At 65.3% G+C, this 23790-nt stretch carries 24 protein-coding genes; 18 read left to right on the top strand and 6 right to left on the bottom strand.

What is annotated here, in order from left to right; all coding sequences use genetic code 11:
* Positions 1-9: 9 nt before the first annotated feature.
* Entirely contained in the window at positions 10-453 is a 444-nt protein-coding gene (locus tag RN901_RS07295) for a thioesterase family protein (protein ID WP_310757475.1), read from the top strand.
* A gap of 95 nt (positions 454-548) precedes the next feature.
* Here RN901_RS07295 and RN901_RS07290 read toward each other — a convergent pair whose 3' ends face one another.
* Complete coding sequence (locus RN901_RS07290; RefSeq protein ID WP_310757474.1) at positions 549-3515, bottom strand: FAD-linked oxidase C-terminal domain-containing protein; 2967 nt, start codon at positions 3513-3515, stop codon at positions 549-551.
* 50 nt (positions 3516-3565) lie between these two features.
* On the opposite strand from RN901_RS07290, the gene RN901_RS07285 reads away from it, so the two are divergent.
* The 8 genes from RN901_RS07285 (at position 3566) to RN901_RS07250 (ending at position 11642) form a co-directional block, all read left to right on the top strand.
* Positions 3566-4744 (top strand): aminotransferase class V-fold PLP-dependent enzyme, encoded by a 1179-nt coding sequence (locus RN901_RS07285; protein WP_310757472.1) that lies wholly within the window; start codon positions 3566-3568, stop codon positions 4742-4744.
* The gene (locus RN901_RS07280) at positions 4741-5778 is read left to right on the top strand and encodes a TRAP transporter substrate-binding protein (protein WP_310757470.1); all 1038 of its coding nucleotides are present in this window, start codon (positions 4741-4743) and stop codon (positions 5776-5778) included. The genes RN901_RS07285 and RN901_RS07280 overlap by 4 nt, the downstream gene beginning before the upstream one ends.
* A gap of 28 nt (positions 5779-5806) precedes the next feature.
* Entirely contained in the window at positions 5807-6274 is a 468-nt protein-coding gene (locus tag RN901_RS07275) for a TRAP transporter small permease subunit (RefSeq protein WP_310757468.1), read from the top strand.
* Positions 6271-7554: a TRAP transporter large permease gene (locus RN901_RS07270; RefSeq protein ID WP_310757466.1), complete on the top strand. Its 1284-nt coding sequence runs from the start codon at positions 6271-6273 to the stop codon at positions 7552-7554. The genes RN901_RS07275 and RN901_RS07270 overlap by 4 nt, the downstream gene beginning before the upstream one ends.
* A gap of 229 nt (positions 7555-7783) precedes the next feature.
* Positions 7784-8749, top strand: coding sequence for a carboxypeptidase regulatory-like domain-containing protein (locus tag RN901_RS07265; protein ID WP_310757463.1), 966 nt, complete (start codon positions 7784-7786; stop codon positions 8747-8749).
* 98 nt (positions 8750-8847) lie between these two features.
* Complete coding sequence (locus RN901_RS07260) at positions 8848-10053, top strand: carboxypeptidase regulatory-like domain-containing protein (RefSeq protein ID WP_310757462.1); 1206 nt, start codon at positions 8848-8850, stop codon at positions 10051-10053.
* Positions 10054-10586: 533 nt separating this feature from the next.
* Positions 10587-11090: a sigma-70 family RNA polymerase sigma factor gene (locus tag RN901_RS07255; protein ID WP_310757460.1), complete on the top strand. Its 504-nt coding sequence runs from the start codon at positions 10587-10589 to the stop codon at positions 11088-11090.
* A 144-nt stretch (positions 11091-11234) separates the two neighbouring features.
* On the top strand, positions 11235-11642 hold the full coding sequence (locus RN901_RS07250) for a hypothetical protein (RefSeq protein ID WP_310757458.1): 408 nt from the start codon (positions 11235-11237) through the stop codon (positions 11640-11642).
* 94 nt (positions 11643-11736) lie between these two features.
* Here the strand turns inward: RN901_RS07250 and RN901_RS07245 are convergent, their stop codons facing one another.
* Entirely contained in the window at positions 11737-12288 is a 552-nt protein-coding gene (locus RN901_RS07245) for a hypothetical protein (RefSeq protein WP_310757456.1), read from the bottom strand.
* Positions 12289-12416: 128 nt separating this feature from the next.
* Between RN901_RS07245 and RN901_RS07240 the strand changes: the two genes are divergently transcribed.
* From RN901_RS07240 to RN901_RS07215, 6 genes are all read left to right on the top strand, one after another.
* Positions 12417-13409 (top strand): IS1595 family transposase, encoded by a 993-nt coding sequence (locus RN901_RS07240; protein WP_310757455.1) that lies wholly within the window; start codon positions 12417-12419, stop codon positions 13407-13409.
* A gap of 223 nt (positions 13410-13632) precedes the next feature.
* Positions 13633-15006 carry a DNA methyltransferase gene (locus RN901_RS07235; RefSeq protein ID WP_310757453.1) on the top strand — a complete coding sequence of 458 codons (1374 nt, stop codon included), beginning with the start codon at positions 13633-13635 and terminating at the stop codon, positions 15004-15006.
* Positions 15007-15020: 14 nt separating this feature from the next.
* Complete coding sequence (locus RN901_RS07230; RefSeq protein ID WP_310757451.1) at positions 15021-15554, top strand: hypothetical protein; 534 nt, start codon at positions 15021-15023, stop codon at positions 15552-15554.
* Between the two features lie 12 nt (positions 15555-15566).
* A complete protein-coding gene (locus RN901_RS07225; protein WP_310757449.1) occupies positions 15567-15803 on the top strand; it encodes a hypothetical protein in 237 nt (78 codons plus the stop codon).
* A gap of 5 nt (positions 15804-15808) precedes the next feature.
* On the top strand, positions 15809-16654 hold the full coding sequence (locus RN901_RS07220) for a hypothetical protein (protein ID WP_310757447.1): 846 nt from the start codon (positions 15809-15811) through the stop codon (positions 16652-16654).
* A gap of 533 nt (positions 16655-17187) precedes the next feature.
* Positions 17188-17571, top strand: a complete 384-nt coding sequence (locus tag RN901_RS07215) for a hypothetical protein (protein ID WP_310757445.1) — start codon at positions 17188-17190, stop codon at positions 17569-17571.
* Between the two features lie 186 nt (positions 17572-17757).
* Here RN901_RS07215 and RN901_RS07210 read toward each other — a convergent pair whose 3' ends face one another.
* From RN901_RS07210 to RN901_RS07195, 4 genes are read right to left on the bottom strand one after another with little or no spacing between them, the layout of a single operon-like run.
* Positions 17758-18642 carry an outer membrane beta-barrel protein gene (locus RN901_RS07210; RefSeq protein WP_310757443.1) on the bottom strand — a complete coding sequence of 295 codons (885 nt, stop codon included), beginning with the start codon at positions 18640-18642 and terminating at the stop codon, positions 17758-17760.
* Positions 18639-19964 (bottom strand): SPFH domain-containing protein, encoded by a 1326-nt coding sequence (locus RN901_RS07205; RefSeq protein WP_310757440.1) that lies wholly within the window; start codon positions 19962-19964, stop codon positions 18639-18641. The genes RN901_RS07210 and RN901_RS07205 overlap by 4 nt, the downstream gene beginning before the upstream one ends.
* A 7-nt stretch (positions 19965-19971) precedes the next feature.
* Positions 19972-20541: a hypothetical protein gene (locus RN901_RS07200; protein ID WP_310757438.1), complete on the bottom strand. Its 570-nt coding sequence runs from the start codon at positions 20539-20541 to the stop codon at positions 19972-19974.
* Positions 20542-20545: 4 nt separating this feature from the next.
* Positions 20546-21418, bottom strand: a complete 873-nt coding sequence (locus RN901_RS07195) for an NmrA family NAD(P)-binding protein (protein ID WP_310757436.1) — start codon at positions 21416-21418, stop codon at positions 20546-20548.
* A gap of 323 nt (positions 21419-21741) precedes the next feature.
* On the opposite strand from RN901_RS07195, the gene RN901_RS07190 reads away from it, so the two are divergent.
* The 3 genes from RN901_RS07190 to RN901_RS07180 all read left to right on the top strand — a co-directional run.
* On the top strand, positions 21742-21990 hold the full coding sequence (locus RN901_RS07190) for a hypothetical protein (RefSeq protein ID WP_310757434.1): 249 nt from the start codon (positions 21742-21744) through the stop codon (positions 21988-21990).
* 30 nt (positions 21991-22020) lie between these two features.
* The gene (locus tag RN901_RS07185) at positions 22021-23280 is read left to right on the top strand and encodes a hypothetical protein (protein ID WP_310757432.1); all 1260 of its coding nucleotides are present in this window, start codon (positions 22021-22023) and stop codon (positions 23278-23280) included.
* A partial coding sequence (locus RN901_RS07180) for a thioredoxin domain-containing protein (RefSeq protein WP_310757430.1) occupies positions 23277-23790 on the top strand: 514 nt, incomplete at its 3' end. The genes RN901_RS07185 and RN901_RS07180, both read left to right, overlap by 4 nt.

The raw sequence follows: 23790 nt of genomic DNA, 5'->3' as shown, positions 1-23790 counted from the left end.
GATTGCCGCATGGCTTCCGAGTTCGTCTACACGCGGCGCGTGGAGTTCGCGGATACGGACACCGCGAACCTCATCCACTTCACGGCGCTCCTGAAGTTCATGGAGGAGGCCGAGCACGCCCTCTACCGGTCGTTCGACCTCGTCGGCTTCCGCTGGGGCGAGGATTCCGTGTTCGGGATGCCGCGCGTCTCCGTCTCGTGCGATTACCTGGGCGCCGTCCGCTACGGCGACGAGGTCGACGTGAGACTTCGCGTGCGCGAGGTGCGCCGCAAGGCGATCCGCTACGCCGCCGAGTTCACCGTCGACCGCTCCGCGGGGAGGGAAGTCGTGGCCCGCAGCGACTGGACCGTCGTCTGCGCCCGCCGCGAGCACGGCAGCCGCGACTGGCGGGGCATCGAGATCCCTCCCCCGCTCAAGGCCCGGCTGGAGGTGATGCTGACTTCCAGCCGCTAACGGCGGCCTTCGTCGCGAAACGCGAGAATCTCCGAGATCGAGAGCGTGCCGTATCGGTCGCGCAACGCCCTCAGCCTTCCAACCGCCGCGTCCACCTACTGCCGCCGCAAATCCGCGGCGGCGTCGAGTACCGTGACGACGTGGCGGCCCGTGGCGTCGGCGAGGTCGGCGACCTGGTGGCGGCAGCTTGTGCCGTTGGCGACGAGCCATTCGTCGTCGGCGAGGGCGCGGACGGTGGGGAGGAGTTCCAGTTCGGCGACGCGGCGGGAGATCTCCGCGTGTTCCGCCTCGTAGCCGAACGAGCCGGCCATGCCGCAGCAGCCGGCGGGGATGGGTTCGACCTCCAGGTCGGGGATCGCGCGGAGGACGTCCAGCGTGGGGCCATCCGCGCCGAAGGCCTTCTCGTGGCAGTGGCCGTGGACGCGGACGCGCCGGATGGGAAGCGGAGCGAGGTCGAGCCGGTCGAGCGCCGCCGCTTCGACGAGCCATTCGGTCAGCAGCCGGGCCCGGTCCGCGACCGCCGCGGCGTCGGGCCCGGAGTCCAGCGCGGGCAGTTCGTCGCGCAGCGTGAGGAGGCACGACGGTTCGAGTCCCACCACGGGTATCCCGCGCGCCACGAAGCCGCTCAGCGCCCGGACGGTGCGGTCGAGTTCGACCCGCGCCTCCTCGACCAGGCCGGCGTTGAGGAAGGTGCGCCCGCAGCAGAGCGGTCGCCCCGCCGTGACGGCCTCCTCCACCTGGTAGCCTGCCCGCGACAGCACCCGAACGGCGGCGCGGGCGTTCTCCGGCTCGAAGTAGCGCGTGAACGTGTCGACGAAGAGCGCGATCCGCGACCCGCCATTCTCCCGAGGGGAGACCCGGCCGCGCAGGGAAAACGGCCGGGAGGGCATGGAAAACGGCCGCGACGACCAGCGGGGAAGAGGCCGGTCGGCCGCCAAACCCGCCATGCGCTCTCCGAGCCTGGCGAGCGCGGGGACCCGGTTCCGCAGGTTCACGAGCGGGGCGAGGCGCGAAACGAGCGGCGCGTAGCGGGGCAGATAGGCGAGCGCCCGGTCCCGCGGCGAGAGCGGTTGCTCGGCGTGCAGGCGGTGCAGGAACTCCACCTTCATGCGCGCCATGTCGACCCCCGTCGGACACTCGCGGCGGCAGCCCTTGCAGCCCAGGCAGAGGTCCATCGCCTCGTACAGTTCCGGCGATGTCCACGGGTCTTCCCCCAACTGGCCCGACAGCGCCAGGCGCAGGGCGTTGGCGCGCCCCCGCGTGGAATGCCGTTCGTCGCTCGTGGCGCGGAAGGACGGGCACATCACGCCGGGACTCCGCTTCAGGCAGGTGCCGTTGTTGTTGCACATGTCGACGGCCGGCGAGAACCCTCCCCACGCCCCCCAGTCGAGCGCCGTCGGCAGTCTTCGGGTCTCCAGCCCATATCGGGCCCGCAGCAGCGAGGGCTCGTTCATGCGGGGCGGGTCGACGATCTTCCCGGGGTTCAGGCGGTCCTCCGGGTCGAAGCGGCGCTTGATCTCTCCGAAGGCCGAGACGAGGCGCGCGCCCAGCATCGGCTCGAGGAACTCCGACCGGATCCAGCCGTCCCCGTGCTCGCCGGAATGGGATCCGCCCAGCTCGCCCGCGAGCGAGAAGGCGTCCACCGCGATCGCGCGCAATCGCTCCACATCGTCCCCGTCGCGCAGATCCAGCGCCGGCCGCACGTGGAGACAGCCCACCGACGCGTGCGCGTACCACACAGCGTGGGTGGCGTGGCGGTCGATGATCTCCGTGAGCCGGCGATACCACTCCGGCAGCCGTTCGAGCGGGACCGCGCAGTCCTCGATGAAGGCGAGCGGTTTGCGGGCGGCGGGCTGGGACATGGAAATGCTCAACCCCGCCTTGCGCATCGCCCAGATGCGGGCCTGGAAGGCGGGGGATTCCGCGCGGGTGACGCCCACGGCGATCCCGCCCAGCACGGACTCGAGCGCCGAGAGGGAGGCCGAGACCCGCTCCGGATCGTCGCCGGCGAACTCGACGACGAGGATATCGCGCGGCGGACCGCTCCCGTCCTCCCCGAGCTGACGGAGCACCCGCTCGAAACTCGGCATCTGCGCGGCCAGCCCGAGCACGGTCGCGTCGAACAGCTCCACCGCCGTCGGTTCGAGCGCGACGATCGCCGGCACCGCGGCCAGCGCCTCGCCGGTACCGTCGAAGCGGCACACGCCGAGCGCGCGCACGGCGGGAATGGGCTGAAGGTCGAGTTCGAGCGCGGTGAAGAGCGCCAGCGTCCCCTCCGAACCCACGAGCAGGTCCGACAGCCCCGCGCCCTCCCGCCCCAGACGGTGCAGCGCATAGCCGGCCACGTGCCGGGGGACGTCCGGCACCCGCCGCGCCAGTTCGTCGGCCTCGCGCCGGTAGAGAGCCCGCATGTCGGCCCTGAGGCCGCCCCCGGGCGCCCCGGGCGCCCCTCCCGGCGGGGCGTCGCGGCGGAATTCGGCCCGCCGGCCGTCCGCCAGCACCGCCTCGATGCCCCGGACGTGCTCGACCATGTGGCCGTAGCGCACCGAGCGCGACCCCGCGCTGTTGTTCCCCGCCATGCCCCCGAGCGTGGCGCGGCTCGCCGTGGCCACGTCGATGGGAAAGAAGAGCCCGTGCGGCCGCAGGAACGCGTTCAGCCGGTCCAGCACGACCCCCGGCTCGACCACGACGCGCCGGGCCGCCGGCTCGAAGTCGAGCACCTCGTCCAGCCCCCGGCTCGTGTCGAGGATCACGCCCCGCCCGATCGACTGCCCGCTCTGCGACGTCCCCGCCCCGCGCACGATGACCGAAGTCCCGTGGTCCCCCGCGAGTTCCACCGCCCGCCGCACGTCGGCGGCGGATTCCGGGAACACGACCCCCAGCGGCTCCACCTGGTAGATCGACGCGTCCGTGCTGTACAGCCCGCGCGTGAAGCGGTCGAACCGGACCTCTCCCCGGAGCCCCGCCCGAAGTCGAGCTTCGAGCCGGGCCTCGCGTCGAGCGTCGGGTCCGGGCCGGGGCCGTTGCGAACCGGCGCGGTCGTGAGAGATTGGGCGGGTCACGAGCCAAGTTGTATCGGCGGAAGCCCCGACCTGACAAGAGCGAGCCACCCTTGACCTACCGCAGCGGCAGACACTTCCTCCAGCTTCCGGGCCCGACCCCCGTGCCCGAGCGCGTCTTCCGGGCCATGAACCGCTCCGTCATCGACCACCGCGGACCCGAGTTCGGGGAGATGGTGCTCGGACTGTTCGACGGGTTGAAATGGGTGTTCGGAGACCCCGCACACGTCTTCATCTTTCCCTCCTCCGCCAGCGGCTGCTGGGAGACCGCCCTCGTGAACGCGCTCTCCCCCGGCGACCGGGTCCTCCTCTGGAACAACGGCTTCTTCGCTTCGAAGTGGGGAGACTTCGCCCACGACCTCGGGTTCGACGTCGAGGTCCTGGCCGGAGACTGGCGGCGACCGGCGGACCCCGCCCGCATCGCCGCGCGTCTGGCGGAGGATGTGGAGGACGGAGAGCGAGCCATCCAGGCCGTGCTCATCGTCCACAACGAGACCTCCACGGGTGTCACGAGCGACATTGCCGCCGTGCGGAGGGCGCTCGACGAAGCCGGCCATCCCGCCCTCCTCATGGTCGACGCCGTCTCCTCCCTCGCCGCCACGCCATTCCGGCAGGCCGAGTGGGGCGTGGACGTCACCGTCTGCGGCTCCCAGAAGGGCTTGATGCTCCCGCCGGGCCTCGGGTTCTGCGCCGTGAGCGAGAAGGCGCTCGCCCGCCACCGCGCCGGCCCCGGGACGCCGCGCGCCTACTTCGACTGGACGGCGATGTTGAGCGACAACGAGGGCGGCTACTTTCCCTACACCCCGCCCACGACGCTCTTCTACGGACTCGAGGCGTCGCTCGCGATGCTGCGGGAAGAAGGGGCCGACGCCACCTTCGCCCGCCACGCCCGCCACGCGGAGGCCACGCGCCGGGCCGTCGCCGCCTGGGGTCTGCGCAACTACTGTCAGGATCCGACGGCGGTGTCGAGCGCCGGGACGACCGTGATGGTGGGAGACGGCGAGGACGCCGATGCGTTCCGTCTCGCCGTGCTCGAACGCTTCGACATGTCGCTGGGGACGGGTCTCGGGCCCCTCAGGGGGAAGGTGTTCCGGATCGGGCACCTCGGGGACCTCAACGAACTCACGCTGATGGGAGCGCTGGCCGGGGTGGAGATGGGACTGAAGCTGAGCGGAATCGCGCACGAACCCGGCGGCCTGGCGGCCGCCGCCGACTTCCTGGCCCGGGCATGAAGCGGCCCGCGGGACGGACTCCGCTGCTCGCCGTCGCGTCGGTCGCCGCGGCGCTCACCGGCTTCGGGTGCGGAGGAGAGGGCGGGGAAGCGGGGGTCGTCGAACTCTCCCTGGGCCACGTCGGCTCCCCCGGCTCGCTCTACGACGTGACGGCCAGCGAGTTCGCGCGCCGCGTGAACGAACGGCTCGCCGGCCGGGCCGAACTCCACGTCTACGGCGCGAGCCAGCTCGGCGGCGACGACGCGATGCTGCAGCGGCTGCGGCTCGGCACGCTCGACATGTCCATCCCCTCCACGATCATGTCTTCGATGGTCGACGCGTTCGGGCTGTTCGAGATGCCGTACCTCGTCCAAGACCGCGAGCACATGAAGCGGATCGAGGAGGCCGTGGTGTGGCCCGACCTCGCCCCCCGCGCGGAGGAGGCCGGTTACCGGGTCCTCGCGGTGTGGGAGAACGGATTCCGTCACATCACCAACTCCCGCCGGCCCATCCACGGGCCGGAGGACCTGGACGGGATCAAGCTGCGGACGCCGCGCGGCGTGTGGCGTGTGAAGCTCTTCCAGGCGCTGGGCGCGAACCCGACGCCGATGCCGTTCTCGGAGGTCTTCGTCGCGCTCCAGACGGGGGTGATGGACGGACAGGAGAACCCGCTCACTCAGGTGACGAGTTCCAAGCTACACGAGGTGCAGGACTACCTCTCCCTCACGGGACACGTGTACAGCCCCGCCTTCGTCACGACGGGCGCCGGGCGCTGGGAGCGTCACCCGGAGGACGTGCGCGCCGAGGTGGAGGCGATCGCGCGGGAGATGCAGGCGTTCGTGTACGAGACGGCCGCGCGCATGGACGAGGAGTTGCTCGCCGAGCTCGAGGCCACGGAGATGGAGATCAACACGGCGGATCCGGCGCGCTTCGAGTCCGCCAGCGAGCCCGTGTACGACGAGTTCGCGGCGACGGTCGAAGGCGGACAGTCCCTCATCGATCGGGCGCGGGCCGCGGCCGCTCCGGAGGCTGGGTCGGCGGAGGCGGGCTCATAACCGGCCCGACCGCCGGGTCGCCGTTCGCATGCTGAGGACGGGCGTCCGACGCTTCCTCGAGGGGGCGGTGCTCGTCCTGCTCGCGGCGCTGGCGATCGTCGTCGTCGTGGGCGTCGGGTTCCGGAAGGCGGGGGCGGCGCTCGTGTGGTACGACGAGGTCGCGTCGATCCTCCTCGCGTGGCTCACCTACTACGGGGCCGCGCTCGCCGCGCTGCGCCGGGCGCACATCGGCGTGCCCACGCTGGCCCAGCGCCTGACGGGGCGCGCGCGGGTCGCCGTCGTGCTCGCGGCCGAGGGCGCCATCATCGCCTTCTTCGCCGCGGTCGCGTGGGCGGGCTGGCAGGTCGTCCGCGTGCTCGAGGGGACGACGCTCGTGAGCCTGCCCTCCGTCCCCGCGGCGCTGGCGCAGTCCGTGATCCCGATCGGGGCCGTCCTCTTCATCGTCGCGCAACTTCTGGGGCTGAGGGACGCCCTTTCCCCGGAGGAGGAGCCGTGACGCTCCTCGTTCTCTTCCTCGGTCTGCTCCTTCTCATCGCCGTCGGCGTCCCCATCGCGGTCGCGCTCGGCATCGTTGCGCTCGTCGCCATGCTCGCCTCAGGCGGCGTCGCCATGCTCCCCAACGCCGGCCTCGTGCTGTTCGACGGGGCGACCTCGTTCCCGCTCATCGCGATCCCGCTCTTCATCCTCGCCGGCGCGATCATGAACGCGACCGGGATCTCGCGCCGGCTCATCGCCTTCGCCTCCGCGATCGTCGGGTTCATCCGCGGCGGCCTCGCGATGGTCGGCATCTCCGCCTCGCTCTTCTTCGCGGAGATCTCGGGCTCCGCCGTGGCCGATGTCGCCGCGCTCGGCTCCATCCTCATCCCCGCCATGAAGAAACGCGGCTACCGGACGCCCTTCGCCGCGGCCGTGACGTCCTCGTCGGCCACGCTCGCCGTCATCATCCCCCCGTCCATCCCCATGATCCTGTACGGCGTCATGGCCGAGGCGTCGGTCGTCGAGCTGTTCGTCGCCGGCATCGTGCCCGGGGTGCTCGGCGGCCTGCTTCTGATGTTCGTGGCCTGGCTCTACGCCCGCCGCCACGACTTCCCAGTGGAGGGACGGTTCGAGCTCCGCCGCGTGTGGACGACCGCGCGCGAGGCGGGCTGGGCGCTCCTCCTGCCCGCGATCATCCTCGGCGGGATCTTCAGCGGCTGGGTGACGGCGACCGAGGGGGCGGGGCTCGCCGTCGTCGCATCGCTCGTCGTGGGCGGGCTCATCTACCGCGAACTCGACCTCGCCCACCTGCGCGAGGCGATGCTCGAGGGCGGCGTGCAGACCGCCGTCGTCATGCTCCTCGTCGCGACCTCCGCCCTGCTCGGCGACTACCTCACGGAACAGCGGCTCCCGCAGCAGGTCGCGGCCGGGATCATGGGGCTCACGGAGAACAAGTGGCTCATCCTCGCGCTGCTCAACGTCTTCTTCCTCGTCATCGGCCTCTTCCTGCACTCGGCAGCGGCGATCATCCTCGTCGTCCCCATCGTGATGCCGCTCGTGCGCGCGGCGGGCATCGACCCGGTCCACTTCGGCCTCATCGTCACCCTCAACCTGGGCATCGGCCAGCAGACGCCGCCGGTGGCGAGCGTGCTCGTGACCGCCTGCTCCGTCGCCAAGGCGGACATCTGGGAGGTGAGCAAGGTCAACGTCCGCTTCGTCGCCGTCCTCGTCGCCGTCCTCCTCCTCGTGACGTACGTCCCCGCGATCCCCCTCGCCCTCGTGAACGTCTTCTACCACTGATGTGACGTTTTGCGCGCTGGCGCCATCAACAAGGATGGAGGCATCCGCTTCGGTCGGTGTAACGCGGGACAGAGAGAGGAAGACCATGCCGCCGACGACCCGTCGCTCGCTCCTGATCGCTACCTCGATAGCGGTATTCCTGGCCTTCGGTGCCGATCCAGTCGCTGCATTTCAGGCCGCGCCATCGCAGGGCGGAGAATGCGGCGGGCGGGCCTCACTGGCGATTACCGTGACCGACGATTCGGGGCTGATTGCGATTCCCGGCGCCACGGTCGTCCTGCGCTGGACGGACGCGGTCCGCCAGCCCGTGCGCGAGGAGGCGGATGGCGAGGGGCGGCTCATCCTCTGTGTACCCACGGACGCGGGACAAGCTACGCTGTGGGCGGAGTTCGGCGACGCTTCCAGCGAGGAGACCGTGGTTGCCCTCGAACCGGGGGCGGCACATGAGGTCCAACTCGGACTCCTGTTCGGAGAGACGACGACGGGCCGCGTGGTCGGCCAGGTGCGCGATGCCCGGACCCACCGGCCCGTGGTTGCGGCCGAGATTTCGGTCGGGAGCCGCGCGGCCGTCGTGCAGAGCAACCGGACGGGCCGGTTCGTGCTCAGCGGGCTGCCCGTCGGCGAGCACGAACTCTCGTTCCGGCACATCGGATTCTCGCCGCTGACGCACTCGGTGACCGTGACCCGCGGCCACACGACCGAGGTCGACGCGCGTCTGTCGCCGGACCCGGTGGAACTCGAGCCGCTCGTGGCCACGGCGACGAGGCCGCGACGCCTGGAGATCAAGGGGTTCTACGAACGCAAGTACTGGGGAGAGCAGGTCGCCGGCGGCACCTTCTTCACGGCCGAAGACATCGAGCGCCGAAACCCCGTGCGAATCACGCACATGATCGCGGATGCACCCGGGGTCCGACTCGCGAACTGCACGCTCCGCGGGTACGGCTGCAAGCTGTACAGCTCCAGGGGGTCGACGGGGTTCGCGTCCGGCGGGTGTCTCATGAACGTGTATCTGGACGGCAACCTCGTGATTCGTGAGAGCGAGGCACGCTGGGTTCGCCCGCCCGAATCGATCAACGATTTCGTCCTGCCCATCGAGATCGCCGGCATCGAGATCTACCGGGGCGCGGCGTCGCTCCCGGCGGAGTTCTCCGGCTCCGACGCCCGCTGCGGCGCCGTCGTGATCTGGACGAAGTAGCGGGCGAAGTAGCGCGTGAACTTTCGTGCGCTCCGCGCATATGACAGGTTGAGAACGTAGCTCCATCCGCGCGCCCCGCCGGGGGAGGGAGAAGGCCCATGCACGACCTGCGAGGACGGTCTCGGACTCCCCGCTCCTGCGCCGCTCCGTTGCCCTCCTTCGCGCTTCACCGGGCGGCTCTCATCCTCTCTCTTCTCCTCGCCACTCTCTTCGCCACGAGCGACGACGCCGCCGCATGGCAGGTTCCGCAGGCGCAGGCGCTGCCGGAAGCCACCGGCTGCGGCGGGCGGGCCTCGCTTGCCGTCGCGGTGACCGACGAGTCGGGGCTGATTGCGATTCCCGGCGCCACGGTCGTGCTGCGCTGGACGGATGCGGTCCGCCGACCCGTGCGCGAGGAGGCGGATGCGGAGGGGCGGCTCTTCCTCTGCGTGCCCCGGGACGCGGGACAGGCCACGTTGTGGGCGGAGTTCGGCGACGCTTCCAGCGAGGAGGCGACCGTCGCTCTCGAAGCGGGCGCGGCGCACGAATTGGAACTCGGGCTCCTGTTCGGAGAGACGCGGACGGGACGCATCATCGGCGAAATAAGCGACGCCCGGACTGACCAGCCTGTCGTGGCGGCCGCCGTCTCAGTCGCGGGGCGGGCGCAGGAAGTCCAGACCAACCGAAGGGGCCGGTTCATCTTCAGCGGGCTGCCCATCGGCGAATACGAACTGTCGGTGCGTCACATCGGATACGCCCCCCTGGCGCACCCAGTGACCGTGACCCTGGGCCACACGACCCAGGTCGAGGTGAGCCTCCCGCCGGACCCCGTCGAGCTTGAACCCATCGTCGCCACGGCCACGAGACCCAGGCGCCTGGAGATCAAGGGGTTCTATGAACGCAGGTATTGGGGCGAGTTGCTGGGAGGCGGCGAGTTCTTCACGGCCGAGGACATCGAGCGCCGCAACCCTTCCCGTATCACGCACATGATCGCGGACGCTCCCGGCGTGCGGCTCGCGAACTGCGACGTGTGGGGGCACGGCTGTAAGCTCTACAGCACGACGCACTCACGAGGGTTCTCGGACCAGGGCTGCAAGCTGAACATCTACCTCGACGGCATCCTCGCGATCCGCGGGAGCAGTGAGCGCTGGAGCCTCACAGCGGGGGGACCTTTCGGCCAAACGCAGCCCCGGGAATCCATCAACGACCTCGTCCTCCCGACGGAGATCGCCGGGATCGAAGTGTACACGGGCGCCGCGTCGCTCCCCGCCGAGTTCGGCGGGCCCGACTCCCGCTGCGGCGCCGTCATGATCTGGACGAAGTAGGCTCGACTCCGCGACCGACGCCTCGCGCGCAGGCCGGCAGCCGCGGCGTCCGAGACGCCGCTATCGGCGGCGCGTTTTCTCCGGCGGCTCCCGACGCGATGTAAGATTTTTCGGACCCGAGGCGTCTACATCATCGGGAGCGCCGTTTTCCGGCGCGTTTTCCCGGCAACGAACGACACACCCCAAAGGAGAAGAGATGCGACCCAACCACGGCCGCGGCGTCATCCGGCTCGACTAGACGCGCGCACGTTGGCTCCGTGAGGAGCCACGCGAAGCATACGGCCGGCCTGCTCCAGTAGCCTGGGGCAGGCCAGCCGTTGTTAATCTCCTCCCACACCCTGCTGGCGATCCGGCACTCGGCGGCCAGCGGCCTCGGACTCTGCCATCCTGCACGGAACATCTCCTAGTCTGTTGCCATAACGCATGTTACGGGACGACCTCGAACCGCCCCCCGGCGCGCTGATCAAGGCTGTTCGAACGGCGCATGTAAGGTTTCGCCGTTTCGTGGCATCTAAGATGGTAGGGCCGGTGAAGTGTCCGGACGCGAGGAGCGCCGGTGCGCGTCGAAGTTCCCCGCAGGAGTCGTCCGATGCCGTGGAGGTCGAGCTGGGCTCAGCAAGACTGTTGATCGAGTGATTGAGGCAAGTCAGGAAGCGCGACTCGCCCGTCGGGCTGCCACCGGAGACCGCGAGGCTCTTCAGGCGTTGTATGAAGAGCACTCGGATACGGTGTTCGCCGTCGCGTACCGCCTTACCGACTCGTCGCCCGACGCAAAGGACGTGTTGCAGGAAGTCTTCGCCAAACTGCCCACCGCCCTCAAGCGCTTTGATCGAAGAAGTTCGCTCGGAACGTGGCTGCGCATCGTCGCGGCTCGAACGGCCCTGAAGTTGGTCCGGGCGCGCCAGCGGCGTCGCGAGGTTCCCATCGACCCTGAGCTGACGAGCAGTCCGCCCCTTGTTCTGGACATCATCGCGCTCGAGCGGGCCCTGGCCACACAGCCGCAAGGGCGAGTTCCTGACTTCCGTGCCGGGCGGTAACGCGCATGACGTGGCTCGCATGCAGACGGCTGAGCGCGCATATAGCATCACGCGTTCGCAGTTGAACAGGATCATTGATGAGGGTATCAGAAATCGCTGGGCACCGCTTCGGTGAAGCAATAGGATTGATAAGGAGCACGTAGATTGGTATTTCAAACATCTATTTGGCAAGATGTGGAGCAAAGTGACCGGCGAATCGAGTCGAAGGAAACGACGTTTGAATTCGTTCAACGGCATCCCGAGATGAACGATGTGCGTAACTTCGTTGATGTGACTCTTCACCAACTTCCGACTGAAGCAAGGAGATTGGACGCCGTACAACGCATGAAGTCACGTAGACATCACCAGTTTGTTGATGTTCTTTTTGAGTTATTTATTTTCTCTCACGTCATTGATTGCGGATTTGCCGTTGCCGATCATGATGGACCCGATGTCTATGTTCCCGGTGAGTTTGCTGTTGAGGCTACGGTTTGTCACAGCCCTAAGTACGGGGATTATCACGAATACTTGATGATGGGACGAGTGGTCTTATCGGGAGGGAAGTTGCCATGAATAACTGTCGAAATGTAGGAACAGTAGGACACGCTGTGTTTTGTATTACATGTGATTGGCTTGCTTTTGTTCGTGGCGTAATGTACGTGGTACGTCAGAGTATGGTGTCGATATCTTGAATCTTTGCGCGAAGCATGTCCTTGGCGTCCAGCTTTGTATCGGTCATCCCAAAACCGCGACGGATAGCGAGTAAGAGTTCACCTGTTTTGAGAATGGCTTGTTTCTTCTCTTCGTCGGTAGAAGTAGCTTCGTTCAAAGAGAATAACGTAGTCATCAGGTCATTGTAGCTTTCTACTAGCTCGTCAGGTGCTGTGGTATTGAATGCAAATAGTGTTTCTAGGTACTCGGATGATTGCATCAGCTTTAGGGCTTTATTCAGGTCTTGTTGACCGGTCTTGATTCCAGCCCATAAGAGCGCCCACGGCTTGAGTAAATCTCGATAAAGCGGTGCACGGATGGCAGCAAGACGCTGTTCAGCTTCAAGCGTCTTATCGTGAAGAGCTTGTGCTTCGTCGCGTTCCTGTTGGGATTTTGTTGTTCGTTTGTTCAGGATAAGAGTAACGAACCCGGCGAGTAGTCCGGCAGTTACGGGACCAGAAATAGAGATAAGGATAAGTGCGCCAAGATTCAGAGTTTCTTGTTGCATTTGAATGATCCCTTGGTTTCGGTTGGTCTGTCAACATATTGATTTTCGTTAGTTATCCGTTAGTTTGAATGTGTGGACGGGAACAGTTCCCAACACAACAAACGAACGGGAGACAGAACGAAGGTACGATGGCGACGGGAAGAAAGTCAAGCGGGATGGGAAGTGTTGGACGGTCGCATCGTAAGGGTATTAGCCTGATAGAGTTGGCTGAGCGGTTTCCCGACGAAGCGGCTGCCGAGAAGTGGTTCGAGAGTCTTTACTGGCCCGATGGCGAGATGTGCTGCCTTCGGTGCGGTTCAGTGAACGCATACAGAGTGAAGTCCGGCAAACCGATGCCGTATCGCTGTCGCGATTGCAAGCGATATTTCTCGCTCAAGACGGGCAGCGCTATGGAAGCCAGTAACTTGCCGCTCAGGAAGTGGGCATGGGCGATCTATTTGAGCGCGACCAGTCTGAAGGGCGTGAGCGCGATGAAGCTGCATCGTGATCTCAAGATCAGCTATCAGGCGGCGTGGTTCATGTTCCACCGCATTCGCGAGGGGTTGGCTGCGGAAGCTGCGGAGTTGGACCGGTTCGCTGGCGATATCGAAGTAGACGAGGGTTACTTCGGTGGCAGGCGTGAGAACAAGCCGCTGGCGATCCGCCGTACGTTGAGCGGCAGGGGTCCGGTAGACATGGCGAAGGTCGTGGCCGTGAAGGACCGGAAGACGAAGCGGATCAAGGCGGTCGTGGTGGACAGCGTAGACAAGGCGACGGTACACCCGCTGGTCGAGTCGAGCCGCCAGAAGGGCGCGAAGGTCTACACGGACGAAGCGCGGGTGTACGAGGGCTTGGCCGACAGGGAGTCAGTGAAGCATAGCGTTGGTGAGTACGTGGACGGCATGGCACATGTGAACGGCGTTGAGAGCTTCTGGAGCATGATGAAGCGTGGGTATCACGGAACGTTCCACCATGTGAGTTGGAAGCATCTTCAGCGGTACGTCTACGAGTTCGCCGGACGGCACAACATCAGGGACATGGACACCATCGACCAGATGGCGCACATTGCGGCTGGCATGGTAGGCAAGCGGCTCCTGTTCAGGGAGTTGACGTTCAACGAGGAAGCGGAGGCGACGGCATGACGGGTACAGCGTTGACGTGGGAAGTGTTGCGGCGTAGGCTCGCGACAGGGGCCGAGTCGCCGAGTCGCCGAGTCGCCGAGTCGCCGAGTCGCCGAGTCGCCGAGTTCAGTGTCGATGCTAGCCTTTCAGGTGCTTCGTGATGGCTCCGCCGGGCGCACCCGGCGAGCCGAACTGGGAGAACCGGACACTGTTTCACGGGGACAACCTGAAGTTCCTCCGCGCCATGAATAGCAACACGGTTCACCTTATCGCGACCGATCCACCGTTCAACAAAGGCCGCGATTTCCACGCTACGCCCGACAGCCTTGCATCAGGAGGGAGCTTCCAAGATCGATGGAGTTGGGAACGGGACGTTCATCAGGAGTGGGTGGACCAGATCAGCGACGACAACCCGCCGTTGATGGAGGCCATTGAATCGGCTCGTCATGCCCACTCGGATGGCATGGGCGCGTTCATGTGCTTTATGAGCGTCCGATTGATGGAGATGCACCGCATACTGCGGAGCGATGGCAGCATATACTTACACTGCGATTACACAGCAAGCCATTACTTGAAAGCCTGCATGGATGCGATCTTTGGGTGGAAGAGTTTCCGCAATGAGATTCTGTGGGTATACGGTACAACCGCTCGTGGCGCTAAGGCTATTGCTAAGCAATTTGCTCGCAACAATGACAGCATCTTGTTCTACAGCAAACACGCTAAGACGCGGTGCTGGAACTATCCCGCCCGCACAGTAAAAGTTCCGCTAAAGGAGTCGCCATATCGAGTTGTGGACGGAGAGTGTTTTAAGACGGCACCACGGGGCGATTACACTGACGAAAGCATTGAACGGCTCAGGGCTGAAAACCGTGTTTACGTGACGCGCAACAACAACATACGGATCAAGTATTTTGCCGAGAAGTGGGACGGCGAATATGTGTGGGAAAGTAAGAAATGGGGTAATGTGTGGGACGATATTCCCGATGCCATGCACATGAGTCCAGCCGAGAAAACAGGTGCTGCGACTCAGAAGCCCTTGAAGTTGTACAAGCGAATGATCGAGGCAAGCAGCAACGAGGGCGACATAGTATTGGACCCCTTCGCAGGTTGTGCTACAACGCCAATCGCCGCCGAGCAGATGGATCGGCAGTGGGTGGCGATAGATTTGTGGGACAGGGCACATGAAGTAGTAATCGACCGCCTACGCCGAGAGGCATGGTTAAGTGCGGATGGTGTGGCAGACACGTTGTTCACGGCGGGGGAGGTACACTACGAGACCGAACCACCCGAGCGGACAGACTTCGGTGAGACAGCCGCGCCGAAGTTGCGTACGCGGATGCGTGTGAAGGAGCCAGGGCCGTACATGAGCCGCGCCGCGATGTACGAAGTACTGCTGAGCAAGCGAGGCAAGGTCTGCGAGGGCTGTGACCCGACGTTCGATGATAGGCGCTATCTGGAGTTGGACCATAACACGCCACGAGCGGACGGCGGGTTGAACCATATCAGCAATCGCATTCTGCTGTGCTCGCCGTGCAATCGTCTCAAGAGTCATACCTACACGCTGAGCGGGTTGCGGCGAGAGAACGCAAAGCGCGGGTACATGGCCAAGTCCAACTGACAAGGAGTAACCCGATGAGAGTCTTTCGGCTGGTGTGTGTTATGATGTTTCTTGCGGCGGGGGCAGGTACGGCGCAGGAGTATGAGATATCTCGCGTGTCGCATGATCGGATCAATGATCGTTCGAGATTGCAAAGAGAAAGCATCGCGTTGAACATTACTTCGAGTCCGATAAGGGTTGAAGCGGCGGAGTTGAGCATCCGCTTCCGAGACCGTCGTTATCGATATGAAGTGTCAACGGACATTGAAGTCGGAACGTCAGTGCAGGCACTTGAAGTGCGACACGTCTTGTACGATGTGTTTGGGGATCATATGTCAAACCTATCGAACGTGGAAGTTCGAGGTATGCTTCCCGGTCCTCATACACTTGATGGGACATGGAATATGTTGTCGCAAAACGATAGCAACGAGCATCTCATAACAGTAACCTATGTTGCACGGGCGCGGCTGGATGATGGTAGCGTTTGGAACGCTGACATGGCAGCGATTTCCGATGTGTTGGAGTCGCTGGACCTAGATCGTGAGATCGGCGATGAGCCGAGAAATTGAAGCAGACGCGAAGTGACCGAAAAGCGCCGGATGACCACCCGTGAGAAGGCTGCGTGGCGGTATCTGACGAAGGTAGTGTTGTTGTGGTTGTTCGGGTTGGGCGGGGTTGGGTCGGTACTCGGTGCGTTGGTGACAGGCGATGCGGAGATGGTTATGACGCTGCCGATCAGCTTGTTGCTGTTTGTGGTGGTCTGGAAGAGCGGCCCGAAAGCGGCTGACTTTGTGCCGGAAGACGATAAGGTGGAGTAAGGAAGATGAGCAACGAGGCGGAGTTGCAGCGAGAGAGATCGTTTCAGGAGTGGGGCGTGTTAGATCAGCATAGACAACGCGGCGACATGCTCCTGAAAAGTACTGCCGTCCGTTCTTTGCTCATACACGTCATAGGACCATCGCTCTACGATGACTTGGTAGTGTCTGCGTACAAGGAAGCGGCGCTAGCTGCGTCGGAGTTGTTGGTGAAGAAGTGGCGCGATGGCGAAAACGCGGCATCCTTGTATCGACTTCTGCGCGAAGACAGCCATGCTAGGGAACGTGAGTTGCTAGAGGAAGCATCTCAGGCTGTGGAGCGTGTCAAGAAGTGGCGTAATCAGGTTGTGGCGCACAGGGACATGAACCCGGATTCAGTTACGTACGGGGAGATTTCCGACGCTCTGAAGAACATATCCGAAAAAACCGCTATGGTGTTGAACGTAGTGGGAAAGAGCACGGAAGATTCGATACAGGACAATTTTGTGCATAATGCTCTACATCCTATCATAAACGCGGCGCTTCATTGCGCCGACCTGCTGCGTGTGCAGCGGGGCGTGTACGAAGCCACGCGTGATGAGAACGGTGAATGGGACAGGGAAAACACGGAGAAAATGGATGAGTTGCTTTCGCACAATGTCCACCAGTTCCCCTTTGACCGTGAAAGGTCATTAAACGGATCGCGCTGGAGCCCGTTTTATTCTTTAGGACATCAAGGAAGCTGGAGTCTTCCATCTGTTGATGAGTTGAACGAGTGGAGCGATGCGATCTGGGATCGTTCAAGAAGAGACACAGGGCGGGTAGAGGATAACGTTAAAGATGTGTTGCGCATTAGACAAGAAATTGCAGGGTGATACGGATGAGCAAAGAAACAGATAAGAACGAGCGGGTAGACGGCTCGCCGGGTCATATGACGGACGAAGAAATAACGGCATGGCACGAGCGGTGGGACGCGCCGTCGCCTAACCCCGAATTGGGCGGCATTACCCCGCCAGAGTTGGCGCGGCGGTTGCTTCGTACTCGTAAGCCGTTGGAAGATAAGTAGAAGTGCGATGCTTCAAGTATTCGTGATAATCCCCCTAAGTACAAGCCGTCCGGTAGCGAAACGGCGCTTCTTGATGAGTTGAGAGATCGTCTTGATGAAGGTGACCCACTAGGTGTGTGGTTCAGTTTGAGTTCTAAGGGTAACTTAAGGAACAGCGACGGCATTTCGCCAAAGAAAATGGAAAGGGCGGTACGTGAGCAGGCGGCAACGTTTTTGGCTACTGGAGAAAAGCAACAAGGTTATCATCGACCCGATGAAGAGTGGCGAAATCGATGGGGTTACACTGGACCTGTAGCGAGATACCTATGTGAATCTGAGGATTGGGGTCTATGGATCAGTTGGATGACCAAGACGAATAATGCCCACGGTGGTATTGGTTCATGGCCAGCGATATCTTTCGCGGGTTCGCAATGGCAGGATGGATTCCAGCGCAAGCTCAAAGCAAAGGCACATCAAGTAAGCAAGTGGAATCTGGACGTGCCGGTATATTTGGCCGTTGGTTTTGGTGGAGGTTTTTCCCCCGGTGGTGAGTATAATGCGATTCAAGATGTATGGTACGAGCAAGCAAGCAGTCAGTTTTGTGGGTTGTGGATAACGAACTTTGTACTGGGTCCGTGGTTAGACAAGTTCGCTGGTGAGTTGATTCCTTCGATGGATGGCGAAGTTCCAAGAGAATCAGCACTGATGATCCCGCGAGTTGGCGAAGGGATCAAGACACGTATATAAGCCCCCCAAAAAACAACAACGTAGATTTACTGCTGTTCGCACTCGCCCTCCACGCATTCGTCGTAGCACTCGTCAAGCTAGGCGTGCCTCGGCAGGTCTGCCGAGCCTAACGAAGCTTGAGTGTGGAAAGGGACGCGCTCGACATCCCGTACGTCGTGCGCCTACGAAATCATGCACTAGGGAGCGCTATTCGAGATCGTATCTCAGGCTGAGGGTCACCGTGAAGGCGCTCGTGTCGCGCGTTTCCACGGTGTACAGGATGCGGGAGCCGCGGCCTACGGTAGAGTCGTGGCTGCGTAGCTGATCCCACTCGCGAGGTTCGCTCTCGAACGGGCCAAGCGCCTTCGCGTAGCGTATCCGGGTTCCGACTGTGAACCGGTCGGCGACGCGGTAGTCGAGGCCCGCCAGCGCCTGGGCGCCGAACATGGTGTCGTGGAGCACCGCCGTGCCGAGCGTCGTGGTCCCGGCCAGCTTCGCGCGGAGCAGGGGGTCCTCGAAGGTGGCGATCCGCGCCGGATCGTTGTTTCGCTTCCACAGGCTGAGATAGTCGACGGCCATGCGCTGCACGCCCGCGCCGACTCCCACGTACGGCATCAGCCGCGCACCGCCCGGGCCGAGATCGACCGCGAGGTTCGTGAACACGCCGTGTACGCTCACGTCCCCGGCGCCGCCGATCGCCCTCTCCAGTTCCTGGTCGGCCTTCTGGGCGGTCACCACGTCGCCGATCTCCGTCGGCGCGTAGTCGTGATACGGCGCGGCGCGGTACCGGTACTCGGCCTCGACCCGGAATCTGCCGAACCGGTAACCCGCCGAGATTCCCGTCGCGGTCCCCCTCGTGCGGCCGGATTCGTTCGCCCACTCGGTCGGGGGCGGTGGCGTGTCGCACTCCGATCCCGTCTCCACCCCGTCGGGGTTGATGAGCAGGTCGCAACGCGTGCCCCAGTCGTTGTCCGTGCCCACGAGCCGCATGGCCGGAGCGAGCGTGAACCCCAACTCCGACCCGACGTACGGCTGCGCAGTGACCTCGCTGGCCGCCAACGCGAGCGCCAGCGCGAGAACGATTCGTGTCATGCGGGCGGAAGCTCGGGAGCTGCGGCTTCACCGCCGTCCGCAGCCGCCGAGCCCACGGCCCGCTGCAGCACCTCCTGGATGTCGAGGCCCAGCACCGACGCGAGTCCCTCCATGGTCCCGTAGGCGCCTCTCACGCGCTGGTTGAGCGCGTTGGACACACCCTCGCCCTGGCCGCCGTCCATCACGACGACGCGGTCGATGTCCACGCCTTCCACGGCGCCAACGGCGATCTCGAGCAGCTCGGGGAGCTTCTCGGCCATGAACACGGCGAACGCGGCCTCGCCTCCGGTCTGGACCTCGGCATAAAGCCGCTTCAGGACCTCGACCTGGGCCTTCCCGCGCTCCAGGATCGGGGCCGCCTCGGCCTCCGCCCGCGCGAACGCGGCCATCTTGTCGGCCTTGGCGGGCTCGATCACGTCCGCCCGCAGGCGCTGCTCCTCGCGCTCCACGCGCTTCATCTCGAGGATCTTCTCGGCCTCGACCTCGGCCTCCTGCGCCTTCACGCGCGCGATCTTCTCGGCCGTGTCGCCCTCGCGGTGCAGTTCGGCCTTGCGCACCCGCAACTCGTTCTGGGCCTCGGCGATCTTGATCGAGGCCGCGGCCTCCCGCACCTCGGCGCGCCGCCTCGCCTCGGCCTGAGCCTCGCGCGTGTCGGCCTCCGCCTGCGCTTCGGCGATCTCGGCCTGCCGGATCGCCTCGGCCGACTTCTCCCGCCCGATCGCGTCGAGGTAGCCGCGCTCGTCGCTCACGTTCTGGATCTTGAGCACGTCGAGGTGGAAGCCGAGCGACGCCAGGTCCTCACCCGCATCCTCCGCCAGCGCCTTGGCGAAGCCCAGCCGGTCCTCGTTCACGGCTTCGGGCGTGAGCGTGGCGAGCACGCCCCGCAGGTTCCCCGTGAGCGTGTCCTGGGCGAGTTCCCGAACTTCCTCCTCCGTCTTCCCGAGCAGGCGCTCGACCGAGTTGTTGAACACCCACTCGGGCTCCGAGGCGATCTTCACGTTGGCGATCGCCTCCACGCTGAGCGGGATGTTCCCCTTCGAGAAGGCGTTGCTGACGGAGACCTCGATGGGGATGGTCTCGAGGTTCATGTGCTGGACCGTCTCGATGATCGGGATCCGGAGCGTGCGCCCGCCCGAGATGGAGCGGTAGCCGACGGCCTGGCCATCGGTCAGCATGCGGTTCCGGCCCGTGATCACGGCCGCGCGGTTGGGGGGAACGATCACGATCAGGTTCTTGATCGTGATGATCGCCACGAGTACGACGACGAAGAAGACGCCCGCCATCACGACGGGGGCGGCCAGGAGATTCAGAAAGTCTTGCATTTCAACCTCATTCCTCGAGCAGCTTCATGTCTTCGGGATCCACGGGCACGACATCCGCGATGCCGTCCGTCATGCGCACGACGACGACCGACTGTCCGGCGCGCAGCGGCAGGTCGTCCGGGCAGGTCGAGTCCATGCGGGCCCGCACCCTGAAACGGCGCTCGCCGCGCGACACCTTCACCGTACCCGCGCTGTCCGGCGCTATTTCCATCGTGACTTCGCCGGTCAACCCGGCCAGCGAACGCTCACCGAGTGCGGTGCCGGACCCCGAGCGCTTGATGTACCGGAAGGCGGCGCCGATGAACGCCCCGGAGGCCAGTCCCGTGACGCCGGCGATGACGGCCGTGACGGCCGGTGCCGTGAACCAGTGCAGGATGGCCCCGGTCGCGCCGAACCCGAACATGGCGTAGACGATCGTCCGCAGCGAAAGGAGTCTCGCCACGTCGGCCGCGCCCCCCGCGTCCAGATCCGCGTCGACATCCACGTCGATGTCCATGCCGTCCAGGAAGTCGCCGAACACGGATAGCGCGAGGAAGCCGCCGCCTACGAGAAGACTGAAGATGTATACCGTGAACATGGCTTCATGCGCCTCCGTCGGACCATGCCGCGACCGTCTCCCGCACGAAATCCTCGAACACGCGCGGCGCGTGCCCCAGCACGTGGCTCATCGTCGCGAAGTCTTCCTCCGTGGCGATGAGCCCGTCGGACAGGAAGTGCTCCGACATGGCCCGCAGGTCCCGCACGAGCCAGTCCGGCAGGTGTCGGCCCGCGCGCGCCTCCCACGCGTCGAGGTCGTCACCCGCGTACTCGATCTCGCAGTCGAGACGTTCGCTCCACGTGCGGACGACATCGGCGCCAGTCAGGAGTTCGGGCCCGACCACGGGATGCCGGATCCCCTCGTGGCCATCGTCGAGGAGCGCGTTCACGGTGGCGTCGGCGATGTCGCGGACATCGACCCGGTGCAGCCCCACGCCCCCGAGCGGCGCGGGATAGATCCCGGCTTCGAGCGACCGCCGCAGCCACAGGTCGTTCTGGAAATAGTGGTTCGGCTCGATCGTCGCCCACGGCACGCCGGAAGCTTCGAGCGCGGCCAGGATCTCCATCTTGCTCGCGAAGTGGGGGATGTGAGGCGCCGCGTGCGCGCGGTGCGCGGAATGGAAGACGATCCGCTCGACGCCGGCCGCCGCGGCCGCATCGACCGCCGCGATGCCGAGTTGCGCCTCGCGCGGGTGGAGCGCCGTGAGGAGGTGCATGCGCGACACGCCCTCGAGCGCCGGCCCGAGCGTGTCGGGCTGCTCCAGGTCGCCCCGCACGAATTCGACCCCTTCGTCGGACGTCCCGTCCCGGTCCGCCGAGCGCGTCAGGCACCGGACGGATACGCCGCGGGCCACCAGGCCCTCGGCGACCCGACTCCCGACGGTCCCCGTCCCGCCTACGCAGAGCACATCCGCCATCCATGCCTCCTGTCATCCCCGTGGTTCCGGTCCGGCTCCCCGCGGCTCCGATCCGACTCCCGCGATTCCGTGAGGTTCCGACGATACGTGGCGTGCGAAGGGCAGGCGAGTGCCGTCCGGCGCGACCCCGCCGTCGCCAGCCGCGACCTTGCCGCCGTCTGCGGCGAGCGAGTTGATAGCCCGTTGATGGCCGGCCGGACTCTGGAGGGCGAATCTCGGAAGGCACGGGACGGAGGGTCCGTCCCGAGGGGTCGCGACGAGCGCGTCAGGCACGACGGCGGCCGCGACCCGGCCTCCCGACGACCCGGGAATGGGAGGGGACGATGAAGACGACGAAAGCGGGACGCTGGGTACTCCTTGGTTTCAACCTCGTGCTGGCCACGGCCATCCTGGCGCAACCCGGCCGGGCCGCGTCCTCGCGAGGCGGCGACGACTGCGTGACGGAGTGTTATCGAGGATGGTCGGAGTGCGTCCTGGACGGCGAGTGGGGCTGCAACTACGAAGTCAGCGAGTGCGTGCGGGAATGCTACTTCCCCACGTGGGGTCCGCCTTCGGATCCCTATCTCTTCTGACGGCGACCACTCTCTTCTGACGGTGACCACATGAGGCTCGAGACGACGAGGGCCGGCGCGCGGCCCCGGTACTGGACGACATGTGCGGCCGCGATGCTGGCTGCCGCATGTCTGGACGGCGAAAACCGGACCGACACGGTCGACTCGGCGGAGCCGAGGACGGACTTCGGAGCGGACCCCGCGCACCTTCGCGCGGGGCCGCCCCGCGTGCGGCTCGGAGGCGCGTCCGGGGAGGGGCAGACGGATTTTCACGACATCGCCGGTGTCGTCGTGGACCGGGCGGCCGATGCGCTGATCGTGGCGAACCGGGGCGATGCCACGCTGCGCACGTTCGCGCTCGACGGCGCGTGGCGTGACACCCGGGGCGGCGCGGGCGGCGGGCCGCGTGAACTCGGGGAACTGACGGCGCTCTTCGGATATCGGGGCGATTCCGTGGTCGTATTCGATGACGAGCGCGGCGACGTGTCCGTGTGGTCGTACGCCGGCGGGGAGGTGCGGCGCGTCCGGATTCCGATCCTTCCGGGGGACACCCTGCAGTCCCCGCGATTGCAGGGTTCCATGGTTGACGGTCGGCTCGTGTGGGCCGTCGAAAGGCCTGACCGAAGCGTCGACGAGATCGGCGAGTCTCATCCCCTGCAGATCGTCATCTTCCTCACGTCGGCCGAGGGAACCGGTTTCGACCCCGTCGCGGAGACCACGGGGATACGGGTCTTCCGCTATCCCGGAGACTCCTACATCTCGGGCCGCATTGCGTTCTCGCCTCAGCCGTTCGTGCTGCCCCGCGATTCGGTCCTTCTCTACGGGTCCACGGGACGTCCGCGCGCGGAGCGGGTGACGCCTGGCGGCATGCCGCTGGCCCCGATCGAGTTCTCCCTCCCATCGATTCCCGTGACCGCGGAGGACCGCGAGGTGGCGCTGGCTCCCCTCCGCGCCGAGATGAACCGTCTCCTGCCGGCCCAACTGCGGACCCGCATGACGGCCACGCTCGATGTGTGGGCGGTTCCCGATTCCTTCCCGCCTCTGGGAAGCGTGGTTGCGGGCGACGACGGCCGCGTCTGGGTAACGGGTTACCGGCCGCGAACGGACGCCGCGCGCGGCGGAGAAGAGGCCACGATCTGGAGCGTGTACGCCGGGCCGGGAAGCCCCGCCCGCGACGTCGAGTTTCCCGGCGGCTTCGATCTGCTGTGGGCCGACGAAACGGAGGCGGTCGGAGTGGTGCGGGATGAACTCGATATCGAACACATCCTGATCGTCCCGCTGCCCGCGGGCGCGAGGGCACCGGGGAGATGAAGCCGCCCCGGATCCAGGACATCGGTCTCGCCGTGTGCTTCATCCTGCTGGCGGTGATCGCGTTCCGTCCGTCGGGCGTCGTCGGCGCCCGCCTGCGGGAGTGGAAGGCCGAGCGGCAGGTGCTCGCGCTCTACCGGGAGGGGTGGAAGGAGGCCGCCGCGGACCGGAGAAGCGTGCTCGGGGAGGACGCGGCCCCGCACGTGATCTTCGAATTCAGCGACTACCTGTGCCCCTTCTGCCGCTCGTCGCACGAGACCGTGAACGCGTGGGTGGCGTCGGGTGACGCCCGGGTCGTGCTGGTGCACGTGCCCCTCTCGGAACGTTCCGCACAGGCGGCGCGCGCGGCGATCTGCGCGCAGAAGCAGGGCGCGTTCGCGCCCATGCACGACTACCTGATGACGAACGAGGACTGGACGACGGGAGAACTGGACTGGGAATCCTCCGCGCTGGCCGCGGACGTTCCCGCGGGGCTGTATTCCACAGAACGCTCGTGTCTTCCAGTCGAGTCCC

This window comes from Candidatus Palauibacter soopunensis (assembly GCF_947581735.1).
Lineage (GTDB): Bacteria > Gemmatimonadota > Gemmatimonadetes > Palauibacterales > Palauibacteraceae > Palauibacter > Palauibacter soopunensis.
The sequence above is the reverse complement of the archived record's forward strand: the minus strand, read 5'-3'. Positions and strand labels throughout refer to the sequence as shown.

Coding starts and splice junctions, on each gene's coding strand:
- RN901_RS07195 (WP_310757436.1), bottom strand. CDS start 21,418: ATGGCGGATGTGCTCTGCGTAGGCGGGACGGGGACCGTCGGGAGTCGG.
- RN901_RS07275 (WP_310757468.1), top strand. CDS start 5,807: ATGCTGAGGACGGGCGTCCGACGCTTCCTCGAGGGGGCGGTGCTCGTC.
- RN901_RS07245 (WP_310757456.1), bottom strand. CDS start 12,288: ATGCAACAAGAAACTCTGAATCTTGGCGCACTTATCCTTATCTCTATT.
- RN901_RS07210 (WP_310757443.1), bottom strand. CDS start 18,642: ATGACACGAATCGTTCTCGCGCTGGCGCTCGCGTTGGCGGCCAGCGAG.
- RN901_RS07190 (WP_310757434.1), top strand. CDS start 21,742: ATGAAGACGACGAAAGCGGGACGCTGGGTACTCCTTGGTTTCAACCTC.
- RN901_RS07205 (WP_310757440.1), bottom strand. CDS start 19,964: ATGCAAGACTTTCTGAATCTCCTGGCCGCCCCCGTCGTGATGGCGGGC.
- RN901_RS07215 (WP_310757445.1), top strand. CDS start 17,188: ATGACCAAGACGAATAATGCCCACGGTGGTATTGGTTCATGGCCAGCG.
- RN901_RS07280 (WP_310757470.1), top strand. CDS start 4,741: ATGAAGCGGCCCGCGGGACGGACTCCGCTGCTCGCCGTCGCGTCGGTC.
- RN901_RS07220 (WP_310757447.1), top strand. CDS start 15,809: ATGAGCAACGAGGCGGAGTTGCAGCGAGAGAGATCGTTTCAGGAGTGG.
- RN901_RS07230 (WP_310757451.1), top strand. CDS start 15,021: ATGAGAGTCTTTCGGCTGGTGTGTGTTATGATGTTTCTTGCGGCGGGG.
- RN901_RS07295 (WP_310757475.1), top strand. CDS start 10: ATGGCTTCCGAGTTCGTCTACACGCGGCGCGTGGAGTTCGCGGATACG.
- RN901_RS07235 (WP_310757453.1), top strand. CDS start 13,633: ATGAATAGCAACACGGTTCACCTTATCGCGACCGATCCACCGTTCAAC.
- RN901_RS07260 (WP_310757462.1), top strand. CDS start 8,848: ATGCACGACCTGCGAGGACGGTCTCGGACTCCCCGCTCCTGCGCCGCT.
- RN901_RS07200 (WP_310757438.1), bottom strand. CDS start 20,541: ATGTTCACGGTATACATCTTCAGTCTTCTCGTAGGCGGCGGCTTCCTC.
- RN901_RS07240 (WP_310757455.1), top strand. CDS start 12,417: ATGGCGACGGGAAGAAAGTCAAGCGGGATGGGAAGTGTTGGACGGTCG.
- RN901_RS07185 (WP_310757432.1), top strand. CDS start 22,021: ATGAGGCTCGAGACGACGAGGGCCGGCGCGCGGCCCCGGTACTGGACG.